Raw genomic sequence first — 20,446 nt, forward strand, 5'->3', positions numbered from 1 at the left:
CCCGGTCCCTGAGGTCCATCCCCGGCCCCTGAACCCCATCCCCGGTCCCTGAACTCCACCCCGGTCCCTGAGCTTGTCGAAGGGCACCACAGCACCACCCGCACCGCCCGCACCACCCGCACCCCAGAACCACCCGGTCCCTGAGCTTGTCGAAGGGCGACAGAGAGGACACCTCATGACCATCACCCCCATCGACCTCACCCAGCGTCTGGCTGGGAAGGTCGCCGTCGTCACGGGCGGCGCGAGCGGCATCGGCCTCGCCACCGCGAAACGGTTCGCGGCGGAGGGCGCGACGGTCGTCATCGGCGATCTCGATCCCACGACCGGCGCGGCAGCCGCTGAGCTCGTCGGCGGGCTCTTCGTGCAGGTGAACGTGACCGACCAGGACCAGGTGAACCACCTCTTCGACACGGCGGCCGCGACCTACGGTTCGGTCGACGTCGCATTCAACAACGCGGGCATCTCCCCGCCCGACGACGACTCCATCGAGACGACGGAACTCCCGGCGTGGGAGAAGGTGCAGGACGTCAACCTCAAGTCCGTGTACCTGTGCTCGCGAGCGGCGCTCCGGCACATGGTGAAGCAGGGTCGCGGGTCGATCATCAACACGGCGTCGTTCGTCGCGGTGCTCGGTTCGGCGACGTCGCAGATCTCCTACACGGCGTCGAAGGGCGGGGTGCTCGCGATGAGCCGGGAGCTGGGCGTGCAGTTCGCGCGGCAGGGCATCCGTGTCAACGCGCTGTGCCCCGGCCCGGTCAACACGCCGCTTCTGCAGGAGCTCTTCGCGAAGGATCCGGAGCGGGCGCAGCGGCGACTGATCCACATCCCCGTCGGTCGGTTCGCGGAGCCGGAGGAGCTCGCGGCCGCCGTCGCGTTCCTGGCGAGCGACGATTCGTCCTTCATCACCGGGTCGACCTTCCTCGTCGACGGCGGGATCAGTTCCGCCTACGTCACGCCGGAGTGACGCGGTTGCCGCGTGGGCCGGCACCGCGGCGCACGGTGAGCGGGCTCGGCGCATCCTGAACCGACCGACCGATCGGCTGGCCGCACGATGTCACATCGTCGGCCAGCTGTCGGGCATCGCGAGAGAATGGTGAGATGAGCGAAACGCAGGGGGACGAGGTGGCGCAGGGCATCCTGAGCGCCGAGCTCCTGCTGCGCCCCGGCCGCGCCGCGAACGCGTTCGAGGAGACCGTGCAGCGACTCCTGCAGTCGATCCGGCTCGGCCTCATCGGTCCGGGCGGACGCCTGCCCGCCGAGCGTGAACTCGCGGCCATGCTCAACGTCAGCCGCGACACGGTCCGCGATGCGATCGCCGCACTCACCGAGGCCGGGTACGTCGTCTCCCGGCGAGGTCGGTACGGGGGCACGTTCGTGATGGAGGAGCTGCCGACGAGCACACCGGTCATGGACGCGGACGGCGATCTCGCACCGCGCGGCGGCGTCCCTCGCGCGGAGATCGAGGACACGCTCGTGCTGCGCAGCATCCTCGAGATCGGCGCTGCTCGCGAAGCTGCGCTCTGCAAACTGTCCGGCGCCGATCGGGAACGGCTCTGGCAGGCGCTCGAGGACTGCCGATCCTCCGAACCGGACGACTACCGCCGGCACGACTCGCGTCTGCACCTGCTCATCGCGGAACTCGTGGGCGCACCGAGCCTCCTGCCGCTCGTCGCCGACGCCCGCATGCGCATCAACGAACTCCTCGACGGCATCCCGCTCCTCGCCGTCAACATCGCCCACTCCGATGAGCAGCACGAGGCCATCGTGAAGGCGATCCTCCGCGGGCACCCCGAGGAGGCGGCATCGGCGATGGCGGAGCACGTCGCCGGTTCAGAGGCCCTCCTCCGCGGTTTCCTCGCCTGAACTGGCATGGAAGCATAACTCCTTCGATTTCGACCTCGTTCGCGGCAGATCCCCGGAATTCCGGGGGCGCGGATCGGCAAGCGTCCGAATCGAAGGAGTTATGCTCGGTGGCCCGCGGGAGGCGACCGGCAGGCGCGAAGTGACGACACGGCTACGACGAAGCGAGCAGCAGGGCGACGACGGCGCGAGCAGCGCAGCGTCGGTCGGAGGCTCCCGGTAACGTGGGGGCATGCGCATCGCCACGTGGAACGTCAACTCGATCCGAACCAGAGTGGGCCGCGTGGTCGACTGGCTCGTGCGCGAGGACGTCGACGTCCTCGCCATGCAGGAACTCAAGTGCCGCGACGACCAGTTCCCCCTTGAGGCTTTCACGAAGGCGGGCTACCAGGTCGAGATGCACGGCCTCAGCCAGTGGAACGGCGTCGGCATCGCGAGCCGCCTCCCCATGGAGGACGTGACGATCGGCTTCCCCGACATGCCCGGCTTCGGGAAGCCCTTGCCGCCCACGCTCGACGGCTCCGGCATCGACCCGGACGGCCTCCCCCTCGAAGCGCGTGCCATCGGCGCGACGGTCGACGGCGTGCGCCTCTGGAGCCTCTACGTCCCCAACGGTCGCGCGGTCGGCGACCCGCACTACGACTACAAGCTCCGCTGGCTCGCAGCGCTCGAAGCGGACACCCGCGCCTGGCTCGCCGAGAACCCGGGCCTCCCGCTCGCGCTCATGGGCGACTGGAACGTCGCTCCGTTGGATTCCGATGTCGGCGACCCCAGCTTCGGGCCAGGCTCCACACACATCTCCGCTCCGGAGCGCGCAGCTCTCGCCGCGTTCATGGATGCCGGCCTGCAGGACACCGTGCGGCCGTACGTCCCCGAGGGGTACACCTTCTGGGACTACAAGCAGCTGCGGTTCCCGCGCAACGAGGGCATGCGCATCGACTTCATCTTCGGTTCGCAGACGTTCGCCGATCACGTCGTCGAGGCATCGATCGATCGCAACGAGCGGAAGGGCGACAGCCCGAGCGATCACGTGCCCGTCGTCGTCGACCTCGACTTCGAGCTCTCCGAAGAGGGCGACGACACCCCGATGATCTTCGGCTGAGCGCCGCACCCGGTCCCGAGCGCCGTACCCGGTCCCCGGGCTCAGGTCCCTGTACCTGAGCGCCGGTCCCTGAGCCTGTCGAAGGGTCCCCGCTCGGCCTCCGCGCCCAATCCGGTCCCCGAGCCTGCCACAGGAACATCGAGCACAACTCCTTCGATCCGACGACCTGCCGCCCCTCGACCCCTGAGATTCCGGGGGACACCGACTTTGCGGACGCCAGATCGAAGGAGTTGTGCTCGGTCAGTCCACACTTCGACAGGCTCAGTGACCGGGTGGGGCGAGGCTCCGCAGCGCAGGCAGAGCACTTCGACAGGCTCAGTGACCGGAGGGCCGGAGACAGGCTCAGTGACCGGAGAGCCGGAGCGGGCAGACCTCAGGCGAGCAGCGCAGCGACGCCGATGAGCACCGGCACGGACAGCACCGTCGTGAGCAGCACGACATCGCGGGCGAGCGGCACCCCCTGCTCGTACCGGCTGGCGAAGTTGTAGACGTTCTGCGCCGTCGGCAGCGACGCGAGGACCACGGACGCGAACAGCGGCGCACCCACGAGCCCGAACCCGAAGTGCGCGATCAAGTACGCGGCGATCGGCATCCCCACGCACTTGAGCAGCGTCGCCATGAGGATCTCGCGGCGCCCGTTCCCCGCCTGCAACGGCCGCATCCCGTGCAGCGACATCCCGAATGCCATGAGGATCAGCGGCACCGCGGCACCGCCGATGAGTTCGAACGGCGCCATGACGGGTTCCGGCAACCGCACACCGAACAGGTTGAGGAGCACCCCGGCGAGGGAGGCGATGATCATCGGATTCCGGAAGGGCTGCGTCACGATCCCCATGAACGACACCGATCCGCGCTTGTGCGTGTCGAGAATCGTGAGGACGACGGGTGCGAAGAGCAGCAGTTGCAGGAGGATGACAGGCGCCACGTATGTCGCGCCGCCGAGGACGTACACGGCCACGGGGATGCCGATGTTGTTCGCGTTGACGTAGCCGGACGACATCGCGCCGATCGTCGCCACGGGCAGCTGCTGCCGGAACCACACGAGGTTGAGCAGCACGTACACGGCGGCCGTCGCGACGGCGCTGAGGAGGGCGACCCAGATGACGTCGCTGAAGACCTCGTGGAGGTCCGCCCTTGCGAGAACAGTGAAGAGGAGTGCCGGGTTCGTGACGAAGAAGGCGATGCGATTGAGCACGTGGCCGGTGGTGGGCCCGCCGATCTCGAGACGGCCGGCGATGTAGCCGACGAGGATGACGGCTCCGATGATCGCGAACCCCGTCACCACTCCAGCCATGCGTCAACCCTACGGCCGTGTGGCAAACGTTTGCAGACGCTGCGACGTACACGGACACGGACACGGACGGTCGATCACCCGGATCGCGACGGCATCGCAGGTCCACCGGAACGCAAGCGGCACTTGCGCCGGACGTCAGGAGTTGGTGGAATCACTGTGGACCCGCCCGCGTGACCCGCGAAGCATCCGTTCACCCTCACACCATGCCGCTCCCACCCGGAGCACGCACCAATCACCCACAAGGAGATCCCGACGATGCCGTCATTCGACCCCTCCGCGTCCGTCGACGCGATGCACAGCCCCAGCCTCCCCCACGAACGCGTGTTCATCACCAGGGGTGAGCGATCCGATCTGACGATCAGCGTCGCGGTCCACTCCACGACCCTCGGCCCCGCTCTCGGCGGCGCCCGCGTCTGGAATTACGGCAGCTGGACCGAGGCCGTCGAGGACTCCCTCCGCCTCGCCGCCGGCATGACGATGAAGAACGCTGCGGCCGGTCTCGCCCGTGGAGGCGGCAAGTCCGTCGTCTTCGTCCCCGCGGGAACAGTGCTCGACGCCGAGCGCAGGCACGCGGCGATGCTCGACCTCGGCGACGCCGTCGAACAGCTGGGCGGCGCGTACCAGACCGCCGAGGACGTCGGCACGACCGCCGAGGACATGGCCGTCGTCTCCGAGCGCACCAAGCACGTGTGCGGGCTCCCGGCCGATCGCGGCGGTGTGGGCGAACCGAGTGACGCGACCGCTGCCGGCGTGTACTCGTCGATCACCTCGACGCTCGAAACCGTCTTCGGCACCCCGCTCGTGCAGGGTCGCCGCGCCACGATCTCCGGCCTCGGCCAGGTGGGCGGACGCCTCGCGCGCCAGCTCGCGGCGAACGGCGCCCGACTCATCGTGACCGACGTGAACCCGGCCAAGCGGGCGTTCGCCGAGGAGATCGGTGCGAGCTGGATCGAACCGGGAGACGAGCACCTCATCGAGACCGACCTCTTCGTCCCGTGCGGCGTCGGCGGTGCGCTCAGCGCCGACGTCATCGATCGGCTGCAGTGCCGTGCCGTCGTCGGCGCGGCCAACAACCAGCTCGCGTCGCGCGACGGCGCCGAGGCGTTGGCGGCTCGCGGCATCCTGTGGGCACCCGACTTCGTGGTCAACGCCGGCGGGGTCATCTACCTCGCAATGGCATCGGAGCCCGGAGCGGATGCGGCAGCGATCGCGACGCGCGTCGACGACATCGGCCACACCGTCCAGCGCATCTTCCGCAGTGCGATCGAGGACGGCGTCACGACGCTCGAGGCGGCCGAACGGCTCGCGATGGCGCGCATCGCTGCTGGCGCACCGTCCCTCGTCCCCGCCGGCTGACGCCCACCAGATCGTCGAGCCCGTCTCCCCGGTCGCTGAGCCCGTCGAAACTCCCATCACGCATAACTCCTTCAATTTCGACATCGCAGGCCCGATACCTCGCGGAATTCCGGGGATCTCGGGCTGGCGACCGACAGATTGAAGGAGTTGTGCTCAATGCCCTTCGACAGGCTCAGGGACCGGGAGCGGCACGGTGAGGGGACGGGAGCAGAGCACCAGGGACCGGGAGCGGCACGGTGAGGGAACGGGAGCGGCACGGTGAGGGGACAGGAGCAGAGCGCCAGAGGCCGGGGCGACAGACGTCGCTGAGCCCGGGGAGCGGATCCCCGAGCTCAGCGACGGAACGTACCGGAAGGACGACTACTCGCCGACGCGGACGACCATCTTGCCGGTGTTCGCGCCGCGCATGAGGGCGAGGAACGCGTCGATCGTGTGGTCGATGCCCTCGAAGACGGTCTCGTCGTAGACGACTTCGCCCGCGCCCAGCCACGCGGCCATCTCGGCGGAGAACGCCGGGAAGTGGTGCGTGTGGTTGCCGATCGTGAATCCTTCGAGCCGCAGGCTGCGGGTCACAATGTTGGACAGGTTCTTCGGACCGGATGCCTTCTCGGCCTCGTTGTACTCGGAGATCGCCCCGCACAGCGCCGCGCGGCCGAAGTCGTTGAACGCACCGATCGCGGCTTCGAGGTGCTCGCCGCCGACGTTGTCGAAGTAGACGTCGATGCCGTCGGGCGCCGCCTTCGCGAGCTGCTCGGCGACGGGGCCGTCCTTGTAGTTGAAGGCGGCGTCGTAGCCGTACTTGGAGGTGAGGAGGGCGACCTTCTCGGCTGATCCGGCGGAACCGATGACACGCTTCGCGCCCTTCAGGCGGGCGATCTGACCCACCATCGTGCCGACGGCGCCGGCCGCACCGGAGACGAACACCGTGTCGCCCTCGCGGAGCCCTGCGATCTCCTGCAGGCCGACGTACGCCGTGAGCGCCGTCATTCCGAGGACGCCGAGGTAGGCGGACAGCGGCACGCCCGGGAGCTCGGGAACGACGCGGAACCCGGCGGCGTCGGCCTGCACGAGGTCGCGCCAGCCGTACTGGTGGACGACCACGTCACCGACCGAGACCGCGTCGGACGCACTCGCGACGACACGACCGACCGCGCCGCCCGTCATCGTCTCCCCCAGCGCGTACGGCGGCGTGTACGACTTGACGTCGTTCATCCGGCCGCGCATGTACGGGTCCACGGAGAGGAACACGTTCTGCACGCGAACCTCCCCGGGGGCCAGCTCCGGCAGTTCGATCTGCACGGTGCGGAAGTCCGCATCGGTCGGCCAGCCGACGGGGCGTGCGGCGAGCTGGATCTGGGTGCTGAGGCTGGGGACGGTCATGGTGGTCCTTTCGGGACGGTCGTGCGGATGGTGTGGAACGGATGCGACGGCGATGCTGCGCCGGGCGGAGGCGGCTTACGCGGCGAGCGCGACGCCGAGGAAGATCAGGCCGAGCGCTGGTGCGGCGAGCTGGATGAGCGCCGAGCGCCACATCGAGCGGTTCGAGATGACGAGGACGAGGCCTGCGAGCACCATCGAACCGGCACCGGTGAAGACGAGGGTCGCGCCGATGGCTGTCTGTCCGGCGATGAGCAGGACGATGCCGATGATCGACGCGATGGCGAGGAACAGGTTGTAGAAGCCCTGGTTGAGCGCGAGCGGCCGGGTGATGGCGGCTTCGGTCTCGGAGGCGATGCCGAAGGTCTTCCAGGTGGCAGGCGACATCCAGCGCACGGATTCGAGCACGAAGATGTAGAGGTGGATCAGGCTGGCGATCCCGATCAGGATGAGACTGACGACCATCATTGCGGTGGATTCCCTTGTGTGCGTGCGGCTGGTGAGGCGCCGGTCCACTTTGTGAACCGATAGGTACACTATAATTGTGAAACGATCAGTTCACAAAATGGAATCGTGGAATTCGGAGGATTCGATGGGACGCACACAGGAGTTCGACACCGTCCAGGCCGTGCAATCGGCACGGGACGTCTTCTGGGATCGCGGCTACGAAGCGACCTCGCTCGCCGACCTCGAAGCGGCGACCGGTCTCGGCCGATCGAGCCTGTACCACGCGTTCGACAACAAGCGCGGGCTGTTCGACGCCGCCGTGCAGGACTACCTCGACACCGTCATCCGCCCCCGACTCCGCGTGCTCGGAGCGGAACCGGACGGCCACCGCGGCCTCACGGCGTACTTCGGGGGCATCGCGCAGGTCATCGCATCGCTTCCCGCCGACTCGCCCCGCCGCGGCTGCCTCCTCCTCAACAGCGCCGGTCTCGCATCGCATGACGAAGCCCTCCGGCACGTCGTCGACGGGTATCGGCTCGAACTCACGACCGCCGTCGCCGACGCGCTCCTCCGCGCCCGTCCTGACGCAGAATCCGACGAGGTCGAGGCCGAGGCTCGACTCCTGACCTCGCTGTCCGTGAGCGCCCTGCTCCTCGCCCGGGTGAACGGCGAGGAGGCTGTGGCGATCCTCGGCGCCGCCGTCGAGCAGGTCGCCCGCTGGTAGGACCATCCCGCCCCGCTCGGCGGCACCGACAGCACGTCCCGCACATCGTCGCAAGCATGTGACGCCGTTGCGGCGACCCGGCTCGGCGACATCCTCCTCGCCCGACGTTCGCCGCGATCCGCGCCGCCCCCTCCCTCGCCCGGGTGCCGTTGCTGCTCCTCTGGCTGAAGATCGGCGAGGAGTCGAAGATCACCCTCATCGCGATCGGTGCGTCCCTCCCCGTCCACACGACAGTCGCCGCTGCGCCCCGGCACGTCGATCGGCGCCTCGTTGAAGCCGGACGGGCCTGCGGGTTGAACGGCGTCTCGCTCTTCACAACCGCCCGGTTGCCCGCGATCACGCCATCGGTCGCCTGCGGTATCCACCTCGCGTTGGCCCAGCCGCGACTGCCCCTGGTCGCCGCCGAACTGATCGCGGCTCAGTGACCGGCGCTCAGCGAGCGTGTCGGGCTCGCGCCGCCAGGACGCCGTCGATCGTCGCGGAGAGCACCCGCGTCACGCGCGGCGCGACCTCCACCACGGCGTGCACGAGGCGCGGATCCTCGCGGTAGAGCGCTTCGATGGCGGGTCCGGGCGTCGCCATCTGCCAGAAGGCGCCGGACATCGAGGTGGCCGCGGCGACGAGGTCGACGGCGTCCTCCTCTGTCAGCGAGGGGAGGATGCGGCGCAGCGCGGCATCGATCCCCTGCACCTCATCGAGCGTGACGAGTTTGAACGCGAGGACGGAGTCCAGCGACACGTTGCGTTCGAGGTTGAGGGGCGCTTGCGCGAGCAGGTCGCAGAAGAGCGGCCGTTCGGCGAGCGTTTCCGCGAACGCAGCGGCGACCTCGAACGACAGCGAAGACGGCCCGTTCGAAGCGCGCTCGTCCGACGCGGAACCGAGACCCTCGAGCCGCTCACGCAGCGCGGCTCCCCACTCGCGCCAGCCGGCGGCCGTGAGTCGCAGGAAGATCTGTTCACGCGTCTCGAAGTATCGGAGGAGGGCGGACTTGTGCATGCCGACCGCCTCGGCGATATCGGTGAGCGTCACACTGCGGATGCCGCGGACGTCGCCGAGCGCACGCGCGGCATCCAGGATGTCGGCCTCGCGCTGTTGCTTGGCCTCCGCACTGCGAGCGCGCTGCACCACCGCCTTCTCGGCCCGCGATCGATCGACCCCCACCCGTTCCATGCCCCCATCCTACCCGAGCTAACACAACGGTGTTGCATAAATAACGAAACGGTGTTTCACTAAAGTCATGCAGCAGACATGGTTCATCACAGGGTCCTCGCGTGGGTTCGGCCGCGCACTCGCCATCGCCGCCCTCGAGGGCGGCGATCAGGTCGTCGCCTCCGCGCGCCGCCCGGAGCAGCTCGTGGAGCTCGTCGACCGGTACGGCGACCGCGTCATCACCGTCCCCCTCGACGTCACCGATCCCGCCGCCGCCCGCAACGCCCTCGCCGCGGGCGTCGAGCGGTTCGGCCGGCTCGACGTCATCGCCAACAACGCCGGCTACGCGGACGTCTCCCCCATCGAATCCACCGAAGACGATGCGTTCCGCACACAGTTCGAGACGAACTTCTGGGGCGTGTACAACGTGTCGAAGGCGGCGGTTCCGATCCTCCGCGCACAGGGCGGCGGGCTCGTCATGCAGTTCTCCTCGATCGGCGGTCGCGTCGGCGGCTCGCCGGGCATCGCCTCATACCAGGCGGCGAAGTTCGCGATCGACGGCTTCAGTCGCGTCCTGCAGATCGAGACCGCGCCGTTCGGCGTGAAGGTCCTCGTCGTCGAGCCGAGCGGGTTCGCGACCGACTGGGCCGGCGCATCGATGACCGTACATGAGGTCCCGGACGGCTACGAGCAGACGGTCGGCGCGATGAACACGCGGATGCGCCAGAATCCCGCGGGCCCCGCCGGTGATCCCCAGCGCGGCGCCGACATCCTCGTCCAGGTCGCCAAGCGATCAGACATCCCGTTCCACCTGCCCCTCGGTGTCAACGCGACCGAGATGGCCGTCGAGCACGGCAGACGGACCCTCGCCGAGGACGAGAAGTGGGCCGCGGTCGGCCGCTCCGCCGACTTCGCGGAACCCTATCCCGCGCCCTTCCCGGCCGACCGCGCCTGATCCGCCCGACCCCTGCCCCGGCCTTTGCCGACTGATCCGCCGCGCCCGACCCCTGCCGACCTCCACCGACTGATCCGCCGCGCCCGACCCCTGCCGACCTCTGCCGGAGCCTGCCGTCCCGCCCGATTCTGACCTCGCGCTCCAAGCGGTCATCGAGCACAACTCCTTCGATTCGAACAGCGCTCCACGAAGAACCCCGGAATGTCGGGGGCTCAGCCTCGAGCGATGCGCGAATCGAAGGAGTTGTGCTCTACAGCCCTGCAGCGGTGGGATGGATCACGGCCGGATCAGGACGCGGGCGACGGACTCGCCGACTGCTCGGGACGACGCGACGGCCACGGCACGAGCGGCGACACGCGCCGCTGGTACTCGGCGTACTCCGGGTAGCGCGAGCGCGTGATCGACTCTGTGAAGACCGTGGAGCCGATGAACAGGAGCGTCAGGAGGAAGGCGCCGAGGACGGTCCACTGCACCACGCTGCCCGCGGCGGAAGCGCCGATGAAGAAGAAGATCCACCACTGCGCCTGCTCGAAGAAGAAGTTCGGGTGGCGGGACCACGCGAACAGGCCCGACTGCAGGAATCGAGGCTGCGGCGCCTGACCATCCCCACCCGGTTCCTGAGCCTGTCGAAGGGCCGCGCGCTTCCACGCGTGGAACGTCCACTGCTGCTGGTCGGCGACCGTCTCCCCCACGAGCGCACCCAGGAACAGCACGAACAGGACGATGTCGAGCGGCCCGATCGGCGTCTGGTGCTCCCACGCGGTGAACGCGGGGAGGGCGATGAGCAGGATGATCGCGTTCTGGTAGAGCGTGATGAACAGCAGGTTGAAGACCTGGAACTGCCACGGCTTCATGCGACCCCGCAGGACGGCCCAGCGATAATCCTCGCCGCCGCGCGCGTAGCCGCCCTTGCGCGCGAAGTTGTAGGTGAGACGCACACCCCAGAGCGTCGCGAGGATAGCCATCACGACGAGTCGCGGATCGCTCAGACCGGTCGATGCGGCGAAGACCCACACGTAGATGATCGGCAGGATCGACCACAGGCGGTCGACCCACGAGTGCTCGTTGGTGACGAGGGACAGGATCCACACGAGTGCCGAAGCTCCACCGGCGATCCAGATGCACAGCAGCAGAGGAGTCATACGGCGAGCATACGCCTGCAGGAGACTCACAGTTCCGTATCGCGAACGGCCGAATGTTGCAGCAAAGCCGCTCGCGATGCAATGAATCACCGCGGGGTGCGACCGTACGCTCGAAGTGCACCGTTTTCGGTCCTCACGTGGAATCGAAGTCGGCACGCATCACCCGATCACCCAACGATCCGCAGTTCGGAAGGAGGTTCACCATGTCGTACGTCGCCACCAACACCAGCAGCACCCAGAGCATCGTCGGAGAGCCGGAGGTCGTCGAAGACGCGTCCGCCGTCGCCACCGTCGGCACGCACCCCGCGTGGTTGGACCTCAAGCACGCGGCCATCGAGCTGCAGGGCGTCCAGACGAAGGACGGGTCCGTTCCCGAAGCGGGCGACCACCCGGCCGCGCGCGATGCCGTCGCCACGATCACCGCATCGATCCGAGCCCTCGCGCCGCTCTTCCCGCACGATGCGGCCTACCTCGACGCACTCGTCGTCGACTTCGACCGGTGGGCGTCAGAGGACTTCGGCGTGCCGGACTTCCACGACTCGCTCGTGGCGTTCCACCCGGAGCACAACCGGGTCGACGGACTGCGCCACCTCGTCGTGTTCCCGATGGTCACGCAGAACGGCTCCTCGAACCGGTTCGTCGAAGCCGTGCTCGTCGAGGTCATCTGGCCCGAGTTCATCGCCGCCCTCGAGGCCGGCGACTACTCCAACGCGCTCTTCGTACCGATCCGCTTCATCGACTTCACCCCCGGCTACGACACCAACTCCGCCGTCCTGTTCCCGGAGACCGTGGCGATGCGCGCCATCCCGAAATTCACCTGGGGCGCGATCTTCCAGGACCGCGAGGCCGCGAGGTACCGGACCGTGGTGCGGGCGGCCGCCGACATCACGAAACTCGAGCTCCCGGAAGACGCCGCCGCGCTCCTCGACGACCAGCGGCTGACTGAGGAGACCTTCGTCATGTGGGACCTCATCCACGACCGCACCCACATGCGCGGCGATCTCCCGTTCGACCCGTTCATGATCAAGCAGCGGATGCCGTTCTTCCTGTACTCGCTGGAGGAGCTGCGATGCGACCTCACCGCGTTCCGTGAATCGGTGCGGCAGGAGCGGGAACTCACGGCCCTCGCTACCCAGCGCGCGGAGGAGGGCGGCGAGGATCTGACCCAGTCGCAGCAGGCGATCCTCGATCACGCGAAGCTCGTCCAGTACGCGGTCATCTTCGACCGCATCTTCCGGTTCGCGATCACCGGCACGCGCGTGCGCAACTACGACGGTCTCGGCGGGCAGCTCCTGTTCGCGTGGCTGCACCAGCACGACGTCCTGCACTGGACCGACACACAGCTCACGATCGACTGGGACGAGGTGCCCGACGTGGTCGTGCAACTCGGCGACGCGATCGACGAGCTGTACTGGCGCTCCATCGACCGGCCCAAGGTCGCGCACTGGCTCGCCGCGTACGAGCTCGTCGCCTCCACGGTCACGCCGCATCCGGCATCGCAGTGGGCCCGCGGCCTCTCCGACGAACTCCTCATGGGCCCGCCGCGGGGACTGACCGACGCCGTCCTCGACGACGAGTTCCCGCTCTCGATGTTCTACGAGGCGCTCAATAAGAAGATGGCCGAGACGATCGCCTCCACAACGGGCATCACCGCCTAGCCCCGAGCCCGTCAGGCCTCGTCTCACCCCGTCTGCCGAGGGGTCGCGATCTGTGGGTGTCGTCTCATCGCACCCGCAGATCGCGACCCCTCGGCAGAACGCTCGGCGGAACGCTAGGCGGCGTTGGTCGGGACGATCGGATTGGGATTGCGGGGCGGGTCCGCCGGAGGACGCCAGTCGTCTGGGACGTGGTCGCTGTCGAACCGGCCGCACTTGCCGCACAGGTAGTTGACGGTCGACGGCACCCAATGCGGTTTCGTGCCGGGACGCGCACCATGATGGACCATACGGCCGGGAACGAATCCACTGAACACGAGGAACTCGTCCGTGCCGCAGGTCTCACACACCGGGTTGTCTGTCATGAGGTTCACCTTCGGACTCAGCTTCGACGATACGTCACCCGAACAGGGTTGGGAAGGACTTGAATTTCCAGGATCCGCGTGCGTCTGAACGGTGGCTGGAAGTGCGTTGCGATGTCGCTGACAGGGATGGTTGCGAAGCGCGCACGCGCCCGGCCAGGTGTCTGCGACATCCTCGATCCACGTCTCCCCCACACGGCGGATGCCTCGTCCGAACCCTCGCGATACGGTGGTGCGCATGACCACGAGCACCGATCCCGATGGTGTGACGGCTGCGCCATCCGCATCGGCCGGGCCATCCGCACGTGCCGAGCAGGCCGCATCGGCCGGGCAGGCCGCATCGGCCGGGCAGGCCGCATCGGCCACACCGGGAGCGGACCCCTTCGCGCCGGACTGGCACCGCCCCCGCCCGACCCGTGACGACTTCCGGCGCGACGCGATCCTCGCCGCTGCCCTCCTCGTCGGGATGCTCGTCAGCCTGGGCCTCTACTCGGTCACCGGGATCTTCCGTCATGCAGCCCCGATGTGGATGGGCGTCATCTGGGCGCTCGTCATCATCACCCCGCTCGCCTGGCGACGACGCGCTCCGAACGTCTCGGCCCTCATCATCTCCACAGCGTTCATCGTGGGCGGATCGCTGCCCGTCACGGAGGGGCTCTTCGGCAACATCGCGCTCTTCCTCGCGATCTACTCGGTGGGAGCGTGGGTCGCGAATCGTCAGCTCGCCTTCATCGTCCGCTCCGTCATCATCATCGGCATGTTCGTCTGGCTGCTCTCCTCGATGTTCGTCGAGACGACGAATCCGGACTCCCTCCCGGGCCTGTCGCGCGCTGGAGCGTTCTCGCCGTACGTGGCATTCATGCTCGTGCAGATCCTCTTGAACCTGCTCTACTTCGGTGCGGCGTACTACTTCGGCGAGCGCTCCTACGCCGCCGCGCGGGAACGGGCAGCGCTCGAACTGCGCACGCGCGAACTGAGTGCGGAACGGGAGCGGACGGCGCGGCAGGCTGTTGCGCTCGAGCGGCTCCGCATCGCTCGCGAACTCCACGACGTCGTCGCTCACCACGTGTCGGTCATGGGGGTGCAGGCCGGGGCCGCGCGGACCGTTCTGGACGTGGATCCCGCGGCCGCCCGGTCAGCGCTCACGAGCGTGGAGACGGGCGCGCGCTCCGCGATCGACGAACTGCACAAGATGCTCGGCACGCTCCGCGCCCACACGGACGACACCGGTGAAGACTCCGGCGCATCGACGTTGGGTGTTCGACACCTCGCGGATCTGACCGATGGATCGACGGCGAGCGGACTCCCCACCCGGTACGAAGTCATCGGCACCCCTGCTGCGATTCCCGCCGTGATCAGCCTCAACCTGTACCGGATCACGCAAGAGGCGCTCACGAACGCGCGCAAGTACGGCGGGCCGGCCGCCACCGCGGAAGTTCGGCTGCGGTACCTCGACGGAGGTGTCGAGCTCGAGGTCGCGAACGCAGGCAACGTCCCGTCGATCGCCCGCGCGGGCGGCCTGGGGCTCATCGGGATGCGCGAACGCGTCGAGGCGTCGGGCGGCGCACTCATCGCCCGCCCTCGCACCCGCGGCGGCTTCCTCGTGCGGGCCTACATCCCCTTCGACGGCGGTGCAGGGTTCGGAGGTGATCGCGGTGCGGGCACCGAAGATCGTGCCGGAGTGAGTACCGAAGCTGGCTCTGAGGGAGGCGACGGAGCGAGTGCCGAAGCCGGCGCCGAAGCGGCGCACTCCGCACGAGGCGGCACACCGATACCGACACCGGAGAACGCCGCCGCACCTGCGCAATCGATGACCCAGGAGACGACCCCGTGAGCGACCAGCCGATCCGCGTCCTCCTCGTCGACGACCAGGAACTCCTCCGCGCGGGATTCCGGATCATCCTCGGCGTGCAACCCGACATCGAGATCATCGGAGAGGCGTCCACGGGCGCCGAGGCAATCGCCCAGACGGCTGCGCTCGCGCCCGACGTCGTGTGCATGGACGTGCAGATGCCCGGCATGGACGGTCTCGAAGCGACCAGGCGGATCGTCGCCGATCCAACGCTCACCGCAGCCGTGCTCATCCTCACGACCTTCGATCGCGACGAATACCTGTACGACGCGCTGGCCGCCGGTGCGAGCGGGTTCCTGCTCAAGAACTCGTCGCCGGAGGACCTCATCGCCGCGGTTCGCGTCGTCGCCGAAGGTGATGCGTTGCTCTCGCCGGCCGTCACCCGTCGGGTCATCGAGGGCTTCGCGAGTCGCGGTCGTAGGGCGGGCGCCGCCCGACATTCCGCCGCCCCCTTCACCTCGGCCGACCCCTCGTCCGCCTCGGGTCATCCCGCATCCGCCGGCTCCGCCGTTCCGTCCACCTCATCAGGCCTTCCCGCATCCGGCCTTCCCGCATCAGGCCTTCCCGCATCGCCCGGTTCCGGGATCCCGCCTTCCACCCCCGGCCACCCTGCGTCAGCCGGGTCCGCCGCCCTCTCCCCCACCGGATCCGGCACTCCCGTGTCGGCCCGTTCTGGCATCCCGTCGTCCACATCCACAGGCCTGTCGTACACCGGCTCGCATCTCCCTTCGTCCGCGGGCCCCGCCGCATCCGCTGCGCTCGACTCGCTCACCGAGCGCGAGCGTGAAGTCCTGCAACACGTCGCACTGGGCATGTCGAATGCGGAGATCGCGGCGAAGCTGTATGTCGGTGAGGCGACGGTGAAGTCGCACGTGTCGAAGGTGCTGCAGAAGCTCTCGTTGCGAGATCGGATCCAGGCCGTCATCTTCGCCTACGAGCAGAACATCGCGGCGCCGCGCCCGTAGCCCCTGGTCCCTGGTCCCTGGTCCCCGGTCCCTGGTCCTTGGTCCCTGGTCCCTGGTCCTTTCACAATTCCGGAAAAGCTGTGACTGGAGTGACGACGGAAGCGCTTTCCAGTGCAACCAAGCGCTTTCCCGCCCAAGAGTTCCGGAATTCCGAACACCCCGTTGCAGAATTCAGGACCGTTGACGGCGTGTCCCAGCCAGATCCTCCTGAATTGTGCAGAAGTTCCTGAATTGTGAAAGCAGGACGGCGTGGTCGGGACGGGCCGATTGCGGGGAGGGACCGACAGACGGTGCGTCGGAGGGGCGGCGGGCGCGACGCACGAGAGTAGCGTTGGCCCCATGGAATTTCGATACCTCGGCAACAGCGGATTCAAGATCTCTGAGATCATCTTCGGCAACTGGCTCACCCACGCATCGCAGGTGGAGAACGACGTCGCCACGGCGAGCGTCCGCGCGGCGCTCGAAGCCGGCATCACCACATTCGACACCGCGGACGCCTACGCGAACACGGCAGCAGAGCAGGTGCTCGGCGACGCGCTGAAGAGCGAGCGTCGCGCCGGCATCGAGATCGTCACGAAGGTCTACTGGCCCACCGGCCCGAAGGGCCACAACGACACCGGCCTCTCGCGCAAGCACATCATGGAGTCGATCAACGGCTCGCTCGAGCGCCTCGGCACCGACTACGTCGACCTCTACCAGGCGCACCGGTACGACGTGGAGACGCCGCTCGAAGAGACGATGCAGGCGTTCGCCGACGTCGTCCGCTCAGGCAAGGCACTCTACATCGGCGTGAGCGAGTGGAATGCGGAACAGCTCCGCGCTGGCCACGCGCTCGCCAAGGACCTGGGCTTCCAGCTCATCTCGAACCAGCCGCAGTACTCGATGCTGTGGCGCGTCATCGAGGACGAGGTCGTTCCCGCGTCGCGCGAGCTCGGCATCTCGCAGATCGTCTGGTCGCCCGTGGCCCAGGGTGTCCTCAGCGGCAAGTACAAGCCGGGAGCGGAACTGCCCGCGGGCAGCCGCGCGACGGACAAGAAGGGCGGCGAGAACACGATCAAGGGCTTCATGCGCGACGAAGTCCTCACCGCCGTGCAGGACCTGGCGCCGATCGCCGACGAGCTGAATCTCACGATGGCGCAGCTCGCCCTCGCCTGGGTCCTCCACAACGACAACGTGGCCGGTGCGATCGTCGGGGCGTCGCGTCCCGAGCAGGTCACCTCGAACGTCGCCGCCTCCGGTGTGAAACTCGACGAGGGCGTCATCAAGCGGATCAACGATGCCGTGGGCTCCGTCGCCGAGACCGACCCGGCCAAGACGGTCTCCCCGGACACGCGCCCGGCGTAAGCGGCCGGCGCAGGCGCCCGGCGTCAGCGTCCGACGTAGGCACCCGGCGTCAGCGCCCGGTGTCAGCGTCCGACGTACCGGCCGGCGTGAGCGCCTGATCCGGTGTCATCACCAGGCGTCATCCTGCGGCACCGCATCACTGCGTCCTCGAACCGGCACGTCGCCTCGAACCGCACGTCGCTTCGAACCGCATCCGAACGGCCCGCCCGAGCATCTGCTCAGGCGGGCCGTTCATCGTCGTGCCGGCCTGTCTCCCATCCGCCCGCCCCTGCCTTGTTGGTTCACAACTCAGGAGCGTTCCGGCGTGTCGGGCCGCGGCATACGCGTTCCCACCACGACACGCCGCAGCCGTCCTGAGTTGTGAACACCCCTCGCCTGAGTTGTGAACATCACCGATCGGCGGAGCGCCTCCCCCGGACGACGGAGATGCGCACGCGCACGGCGCGGAAGACTGGCCGAATGGCCGATGATCGAGCGAGCGCGACCCGACGAAGACCCGCCACACGACGGATGTCGGGGACGAGGCCGCGACAGTAGCGTTGGACGCGTCACGTCGCACCGGCACCACCACTGGCAGCAGCAGCAGCAGCACCACCGGCACCACCGGCACCACCAGCACCAGCAGCAAAAGCACCAGCTCGGGCAGCACCACCGCCAGCACCAGCACCAGCACCAGCACCACCGCCAGCATCAGCACCAGCACCACTGCAGCACCACCGACACAGGACGCACCAACGCCACAGGAGGCGAACGATGCTCGAACTGAGCCACATCGACAAGTCGTACGGGAGCCGCAAGGTGCTCGACGACGTCAACTTCACGGTCGCTCCGGGCCGGATGACGGGATTCGTCGGCGGCAACGGCGCCGGCAAGACCACGACCATGCGCATCATCCTCGGCGTCCTCTCGCCGGCCGCCGGGACGGTCACGCTCGATGGCGCGCCGCTCACGCCCGAGGACCGCCGACGATTCGGCTACATGCCGGAGGAACGCGGGTTGTACCCGAAGATGAAGGTCGAGGAGCAGATCGTCTACCTCGCCCGCCTGCACGGTTTCACCGCCCCGGCCGCGAAGCGCAATGCGGAGGAGCTCCTCGAACGGCTCGGCCTCGGCGAGCGCGGCGGCGACACCCTCGAGAGCCTGTCGCTCGGCAATCAGCAGCGCGCGCAGATCGCTGCGGCACTCGTCCACGACCCGGAGGTCCTCGTCCTCGACGAACCGTTCTCCGGCCTCGACCCGATGGCGGTCGACGTCGTCGTCGGCGTGCTCAACGAGCGCGCCGCCCGCGGCTGCCCCGTCCTCTTCTCCAGCCACCAGCTCGACATCGTCGAGCGCCTCTGCGACGACCTCGTCATCATCGCCGGTGGGCAGATCCGGGCGACCGGTCCGCGTGAACAGCTCCGTGCCGAGCACAGCGGCAACCGCTACGAACTCCTCGGATCGGCCGATGCCGGCTGGTTGCGCGGCATCGCCGGGGTCGAGGTGGTCGATTTCGACGGCGGCTACGCCCTCTTCGACGCCGAGTCCGAAGCGGTCGCGCAGACCGTCCTCCGCGAGGCTCTCACCCGCGGCGACGTCGCGAGCTTCTCCCCGCAGCGCCCCACCCTCGCCCAGATCTTCAAGGAGGTCATCCAGTGAGCACGCCAACCACGACCCAGCCCGGCGCCAACGGCCCCGGCCGCACCACCGGCCCCGGCCGCACCGACCGCACCGACCGCACTCGCCCCGCGCCGCCCAGCTTCCTGCAGAGCGTCTGGCTCGTGGCCGACCGCGAGGTGCGCATGCGACTCCGCAGCAAGACGTTCCTCATCTCCACAGGCATCCTGCTATTGATCGTGCTCGCGAGCATCGTGGTCGGCGGGTTCGCTGCCAAGTCGACGACCGACACGAAGGTCGCCGTCGTCGGATCCGCTTCCAGCTCGATCACGGATCGCGCGGGGCTCGACATCACCGAGGTCGGCACGGTCGCCGAGGCGGAGAAGCTCGTGGCCAAGGGGACCGTCGATGCCGCGATCGCGCCGTCGGACGATTCCAACGTCACCGGCATCCAGGTGATCGGCGACACAGAGGTCTCCAACTCGATCATCCTGCGTTTCAGCGCCACGCCGCAGGTCACCCTCCTGAACCCGGAGAAGGGCCAGGACTCGCTCATCGGCTACTTCGTGTCGATCGCGTTCGGGCTCGTGTTCTTCGTCTCCGCGACGACCTTCGGATCGACGATCGCACAGAGCGTCGTCGAGGAGAAGTCGACGCGTGTGGTCGAGATCCTGATGTCGACGATCCCGGTCCGTGCGCTCCTCGCCGGCAAGGTGGTGGGGAACAGCATCCTCGCGTTCGCGCAGACGGCGGTGATCGCGGCCCTCGCGGTGATCGGCTTGACGGTCACGGGCCAGAGTGCGCTGCTCGCTGGACTCGGCGCGCCCGTCGTCTGGTTCGTGTTCTTCTTCATCATCGGATTCGTCCTGCTCGCGTCGCTCTTCGCCGCGACCGCGTCGATGGTCTCCCGCCAGGAGGACATCGGCTCCACGACGACACCGGTGACGATGCTCGTGATGATCCCGTACTTCGCGGTCATCTTCCTGAACGACAACCCTGTCGCGATGACGATCATGTCGTACGTGCCGTTCTCCGCGCCCGTCGGGATGCCCGTGCGGATGTTCCTCGGCACGGCGCAGTGGTGGGAGCCATTGCTGTCACTCGCGATCCTCCTCGTCACGACGGCCCTCGTCATCGTGTTCGCCTCGCGCATCTACGAGAACTCGCTGCTGCGGATGGGCGGCCGCGTGAAGCTCGGCGAGGCGCTGCGCGGCTGAGGTATACGCAGCCGACCCGGTGCTGTGTACCGGACGCGACCCGGTGCTC

General features: G+C 68.2%; 19 protein-coding genes and 1 pseudogene. 13 read left to right on the forward strand and 7 right to left on the reverse strand.

Annotated elements, in window-relative coordinates; translation table 11 throughout:
* Positions 1-175: 175 nt before the first annotated feature.
* The 3 genes from ACQ3HB_RS04780 to ACQ3HB_RS04790 all read left to right on the forward strand — a co-directional run bounded on the left by ACQ3HB_RS04780 (position 176) and on the right by ACQ3HB_RS04790 (position 2,962).
* Positions 176-964, forward strand: a complete 789-nt coding sequence (locus ACQ3HB_RS04780; protein ID WP_430918241.1) for a 3-oxoacyl-ACP reductase — start codon at positions 176-178, stop codon at positions 962-964.
* A 134-nt stretch (positions 965-1,098) separates the two neighbouring features.
* The gene (locus tag ACQ3HB_RS04785) at positions 1,099-1,863 is read left to right on the forward strand and encodes a FadR/GntR family transcriptional regulator (RefSeq protein ID WP_430918242.1); all 765 of its coding nucleotides are present in this window, start codon (positions 1,099-1,101) and stop codon (positions 1,861-1,863) included.
* A gap of 229 nt (positions 1,864-2,092) precedes the next feature.
* Positions 2,093-2,962, forward strand: coding sequence for an exodeoxyribonuclease III (locus ACQ3HB_RS04790; RefSeq protein WP_430918244.1), 870 nt, complete (start codon positions 2,093-2,095; stop codon positions 2,960-2,962).
* 373 nt (positions 2,963-3,335) lie between these two features.
* On the opposite strand, the gene ACQ3HB_RS04795 is transcribed toward ACQ3HB_RS04790, so the two are convergent.
* Positions 3,336-4,256, reverse strand: a complete 921-nt coding sequence (locus ACQ3HB_RS04795) for an AEC family transporter (RefSeq protein ID WP_430918246.1) — start codon at positions 4,254-4,256, stop codon at positions 3,336-3,338.
* Between the two features lie 255 nt (positions 4,257-4,511).
* Between ACQ3HB_RS04795 and ACQ3HB_RS04800 the strand changes: the two genes are divergently transcribed.
* Complete coding sequence (locus ACQ3HB_RS04800) at positions 4,512-5,612, forward strand: Glu/Leu/Phe/Val dehydrogenase family protein (protein WP_430918248.1); 1,101 nt, start codon at positions 4,512-4,514, stop codon at positions 5,610-5,612.
* Positions 5,613-5,972: 360 nt separating this feature from the next.
* Here the strand turns inward: ACQ3HB_RS04800 and ACQ3HB_RS04805 are convergent, their stop codons facing one another.
* Both ACQ3HB_RS04805 and ACQ3HB_RS04810 read right to left on the reverse strand, forming a co-directional pair.
* Entirely contained in the window at positions 5,973-6,992 is a 1,020-nt protein-coding gene (locus ACQ3HB_RS04805; RefSeq protein WP_430918250.1) for an NADP-dependent oxidoreductase, read from the reverse strand.
* A gap of 75 nt (positions 6,993-7,067) precedes the next feature.
* Positions 7,068-7,457, reverse strand: a complete 390-nt coding sequence (locus tag ACQ3HB_RS04810) for a DUF1304 domain-containing protein (protein WP_430918251.1) — start codon at positions 7,455-7,457, stop codon at positions 7,068-7,070.
* 124 nt (positions 7,458-7,581) lie between these two features.
* Here ACQ3HB_RS04810 and ACQ3HB_RS04815 point away from each other — a divergent pair, with 124 nt between their 5' ends.
* Entirely contained in the window at positions 7,582-8,160 is a 579-nt protein-coding gene (locus ACQ3HB_RS04815) for a TetR/AcrR family transcriptional regulator (protein ID WP_430918254.1), read from the forward strand.
* Positions 8,161-8,261: 101 nt separating this feature from the next.
* Positions 8,262-8,579, forward strand: a pseudogene (locus ACQ3HB_RS04820) (ABC transporter permease subunit); the annotation flags it as partial.
* Positions 8,580-8,592: 13 nt separating this feature from the next.
* On the opposite strand, the gene ACQ3HB_RS04825 reads toward ACQ3HB_RS04820, so the two are convergent.
* On the reverse strand, positions 8,593-9,330 hold the full coding sequence (locus ACQ3HB_RS04825; RefSeq protein ID WP_430918256.1) for a TetR/AcrR family transcriptional regulator: 738 nt from the start codon (positions 9,328-9,330) through the stop codon (positions 8,593-8,595).
* Between the two features lie 67 nt (positions 9,331-9,397).
* Between ACQ3HB_RS04825 and ACQ3HB_RS04830 the strand changes: the two genes are divergently transcribed.
* A complete protein-coding gene (locus ACQ3HB_RS04830; protein WP_430918258.1) occupies positions 9,398-10,264 on the forward strand; it encodes an SDR family NAD(P)-dependent oxidoreductase in 867 nt (288 codons plus the stop codon).
* A 287-nt stretch (positions 10,265-10,551) separates the two neighbouring features.
* On the opposite strand, the gene ACQ3HB_RS04835 is transcribed toward ACQ3HB_RS04830, so the two are convergent.
* The gene (locus ACQ3HB_RS04835) at positions 10,552-11,406 is read right to left on the reverse strand and encodes a DUF1295 domain-containing protein (protein ID WP_430918259.1); all 855 of its coding nucleotides are present in this window, start codon (positions 11,404-11,406) and stop codon (positions 10,552-10,554) included.
* A 203-nt stretch (positions 11,407-11,609) separates the two neighbouring features.
* Between ACQ3HB_RS04835 and ACQ3HB_RS04840 the strand changes: the two genes are divergently transcribed.
* On the forward strand, positions 11,610-13,064 hold the full coding sequence (locus tag ACQ3HB_RS04840) for a DUF6421 family protein (RefSeq protein ID WP_430918261.1): 1,455 nt from the start codon (positions 11,610-11,612) through the stop codon (positions 13,062-13,064).
* A 113-nt stretch (positions 13,065-13,177) separates the two neighbouring features.
* Here ACQ3HB_RS04840 and ACQ3HB_RS04845 read toward each other — a convergent pair whose 3' ends face one another.
* Positions 13,178-13,426, reverse strand: a complete 249-nt coding sequence (locus ACQ3HB_RS04845) for a hypothetical protein (RefSeq protein ID WP_430918263.1) — start codon at positions 13,424-13,426, stop codon at positions 13,178-13,180.
* 235 nt (positions 13,427-13,661) lie between these two features.
* Here ACQ3HB_RS04845 and ACQ3HB_RS04850 point away from each other — a divergent pair, with 235 nt between their 5' ends.
* The 3 genes from ACQ3HB_RS04850 (at position 13,662) to ACQ3HB_RS04860 (ending at position 17,584) form a co-directional block, all read left to right on the forward strand.
* Positions 13,662-15,257: a sensor histidine kinase gene (locus ACQ3HB_RS04850; RefSeq protein ID WP_430918265.1), complete on the forward strand. Its 1,596-nt coding sequence runs from the start codon at positions 13,662-13,664 to the stop codon at positions 15,255-15,257.
* Positions 15,254-16,240 (forward strand): response regulator transcription factor, encoded by a 987-nt coding sequence (locus tag ACQ3HB_RS04855; RefSeq protein WP_430918267.1) that lies wholly within the window; start codon positions 15,254-15,256, stop codon positions 16,238-16,240. The genes ACQ3HB_RS04850 and ACQ3HB_RS04855 overlap by 4 nt, the downstream gene beginning before the upstream one ends.
* A 339-nt stretch (positions 16,241-16,579) precedes the next feature.
* Positions 16,580-17,584: an aldo/keto reductase family protein gene (locus ACQ3HB_RS04860; RefSeq protein ID WP_430918269.1), complete on the forward strand. Its 1,005-nt coding sequence runs from the start codon at positions 16,580-16,582 to the stop codon at positions 17,582-17,584.
* Positions 17,585-17,720: 136 nt separating this feature from the next.
* Here the strand turns inward: ACQ3HB_RS04860 and ACQ3HB_RS04865 are convergent, their stop codons facing one another.
* Positions 17,721-18,290 carry a hypothetical protein gene (locus ACQ3HB_RS04865; RefSeq protein ID WP_430918271.1) on the reverse strand — a complete coding sequence of 190 codons (570 nt, stop codon included), beginning with the start codon at positions 18,288-18,290 and terminating at the stop codon, positions 17,721-17,723.
* Between the two features lie 47 nt (positions 18,291-18,337).
* Here ACQ3HB_RS04865 and ACQ3HB_RS04870 point away from each other — a divergent pair, with 47 nt between their 5' ends.
* Both ACQ3HB_RS04870 and ACQ3HB_RS04875 read left to right on the forward strand, forming a co-directional pair.
* Positions 18,338-19,222: an ABC transporter ATP-binding protein gene (locus ACQ3HB_RS04870; RefSeq protein WP_430918272.1), complete on the forward strand. Its 885-nt coding sequence runs from the start codon at positions 18,338-18,340 to the stop codon at positions 19,220-19,222.
* Between the two features lie 104 nt (positions 19,223-19,326).
* Entirely contained in the window at positions 19,327-20,397 is a 1,071-nt protein-coding gene (locus ACQ3HB_RS04875) for an ABC transporter permease (protein WP_430918422.1), read from the forward strand.
* The last annotated feature ends 49 nt before the right edge of the window (positions 20,398-20,446 follow it).

Source organism: Plantibacter lichenum (assembly GCF_050587525.1).
Taxonomy (GTDB): domain Bacteria; phylum Actinomycetota; class Actinomycetes; order Actinomycetales; family Microbacteriaceae; genus Plantibacter.

Bases quoted from the DNA above. Each gene is read 5' to 3' on its own strand.
- ACQ3HB_RS04780 (WP_430918241.1), top strand. From the start codon at position 176: ATGACCATCACCCCCATCGACCTCACCCAGCGTCTGGCTGGGAAGGTC.
- ACQ3HB_RS04785 (WP_430918242.1), top strand. From the start codon at position 1,099: ATGAGCGAAACGCAGGGGGACGAGGTGGCGCAGGGCATCCTGAGCGCC.
- ACQ3HB_RS04790 (WP_430918244.1), top strand. From the start codon at position 2,093: ATGCGCATCGCCACGTGGAACGTCAACTCGATCCGAACCAGAGTGGGC.
- ACQ3HB_RS04795 (WP_430918246.1), bottom strand. From the start codon at position 4,256: ATGGCTGGAGTGGTGACGGGGTTCGCGATCATCGGAGCCGTCATCCTC.
- ACQ3HB_RS04800 (WP_430918248.1), top strand. From the start codon at position 4,512: ATGCCGTCATTCGACCCCTCCGCGTCCGTCGACGCGATGCACAGCCCC.
- ACQ3HB_RS04805 (WP_430918250.1), bottom strand. From the start codon at position 6,992: ATGACCGTCCCCAGCCTCAGCACCCAGATCCAGCTCGCCGCACGCCCC.
- ACQ3HB_RS04810 (WP_430918251.1), bottom strand. From the start codon at position 7,457: ATGATGGTCGTCAGTCTCATCCTGATCGGGATCGCCAGCCTGATCCAC.
- ACQ3HB_RS04815 (WP_430918254.1), top strand. From the start codon at position 7,582: ATGGGACGCACACAGGAGTTCGACACCGTCCAGGCCGTGCAATCGGCA.
- ACQ3HB_RS04825 (WP_430918256.1), bottom strand. From the start codon at position 9,330: ATGGAACGGGTGGGGGTCGATCGATCGCGGGCCGAGAAGGCGGTGGTG.
- ACQ3HB_RS04830 (WP_430918258.1), top strand. From the start codon at position 9,398: ATGCAGCAGACATGGTTCATCACAGGGTCCTCGCGTGGGTTCGGCCGC.
- ACQ3HB_RS04835 (WP_430918259.1), bottom strand. From the start codon at position 11,406: ATGACTCCTCTGCTGCTGTGCATCTGGATCGCCGGTGGAGCTTCGGCA.
- ACQ3HB_RS04840 (WP_430918261.1), top strand. From the start codon at position 11,610: ATGTCGTACGTCGCCACCAACACCAGCAGCACCCAGAGCATCGTCGGA.
- ACQ3HB_RS04845 (WP_430918263.1), bottom strand. From the start codon at position 13,426: ATGACAGACAACCCGGTGTGTGAGACCTGCGGCACGGACGAGTTCCTC.
- ACQ3HB_RS04850 (WP_430918265.1), top strand. From the start codon at position 13,662: ATGACCACGAGCACCGATCCCGATGGTGTGACGGCTGCGCCATCCGCA.
- ACQ3HB_RS04860 (WP_430918269.1), top strand. From the start codon at position 16,580: ATGGAATTTCGATACCTCGGCAACAGCGGATTCAAGATCTCTGAGATC.
- ACQ3HB_RS04870 (WP_430918272.1), top strand. From the start codon at position 18,338: ATGCTCGAACTGAGCCACATCGACAAGTCGTACGGGAGCCGCAAGGTG.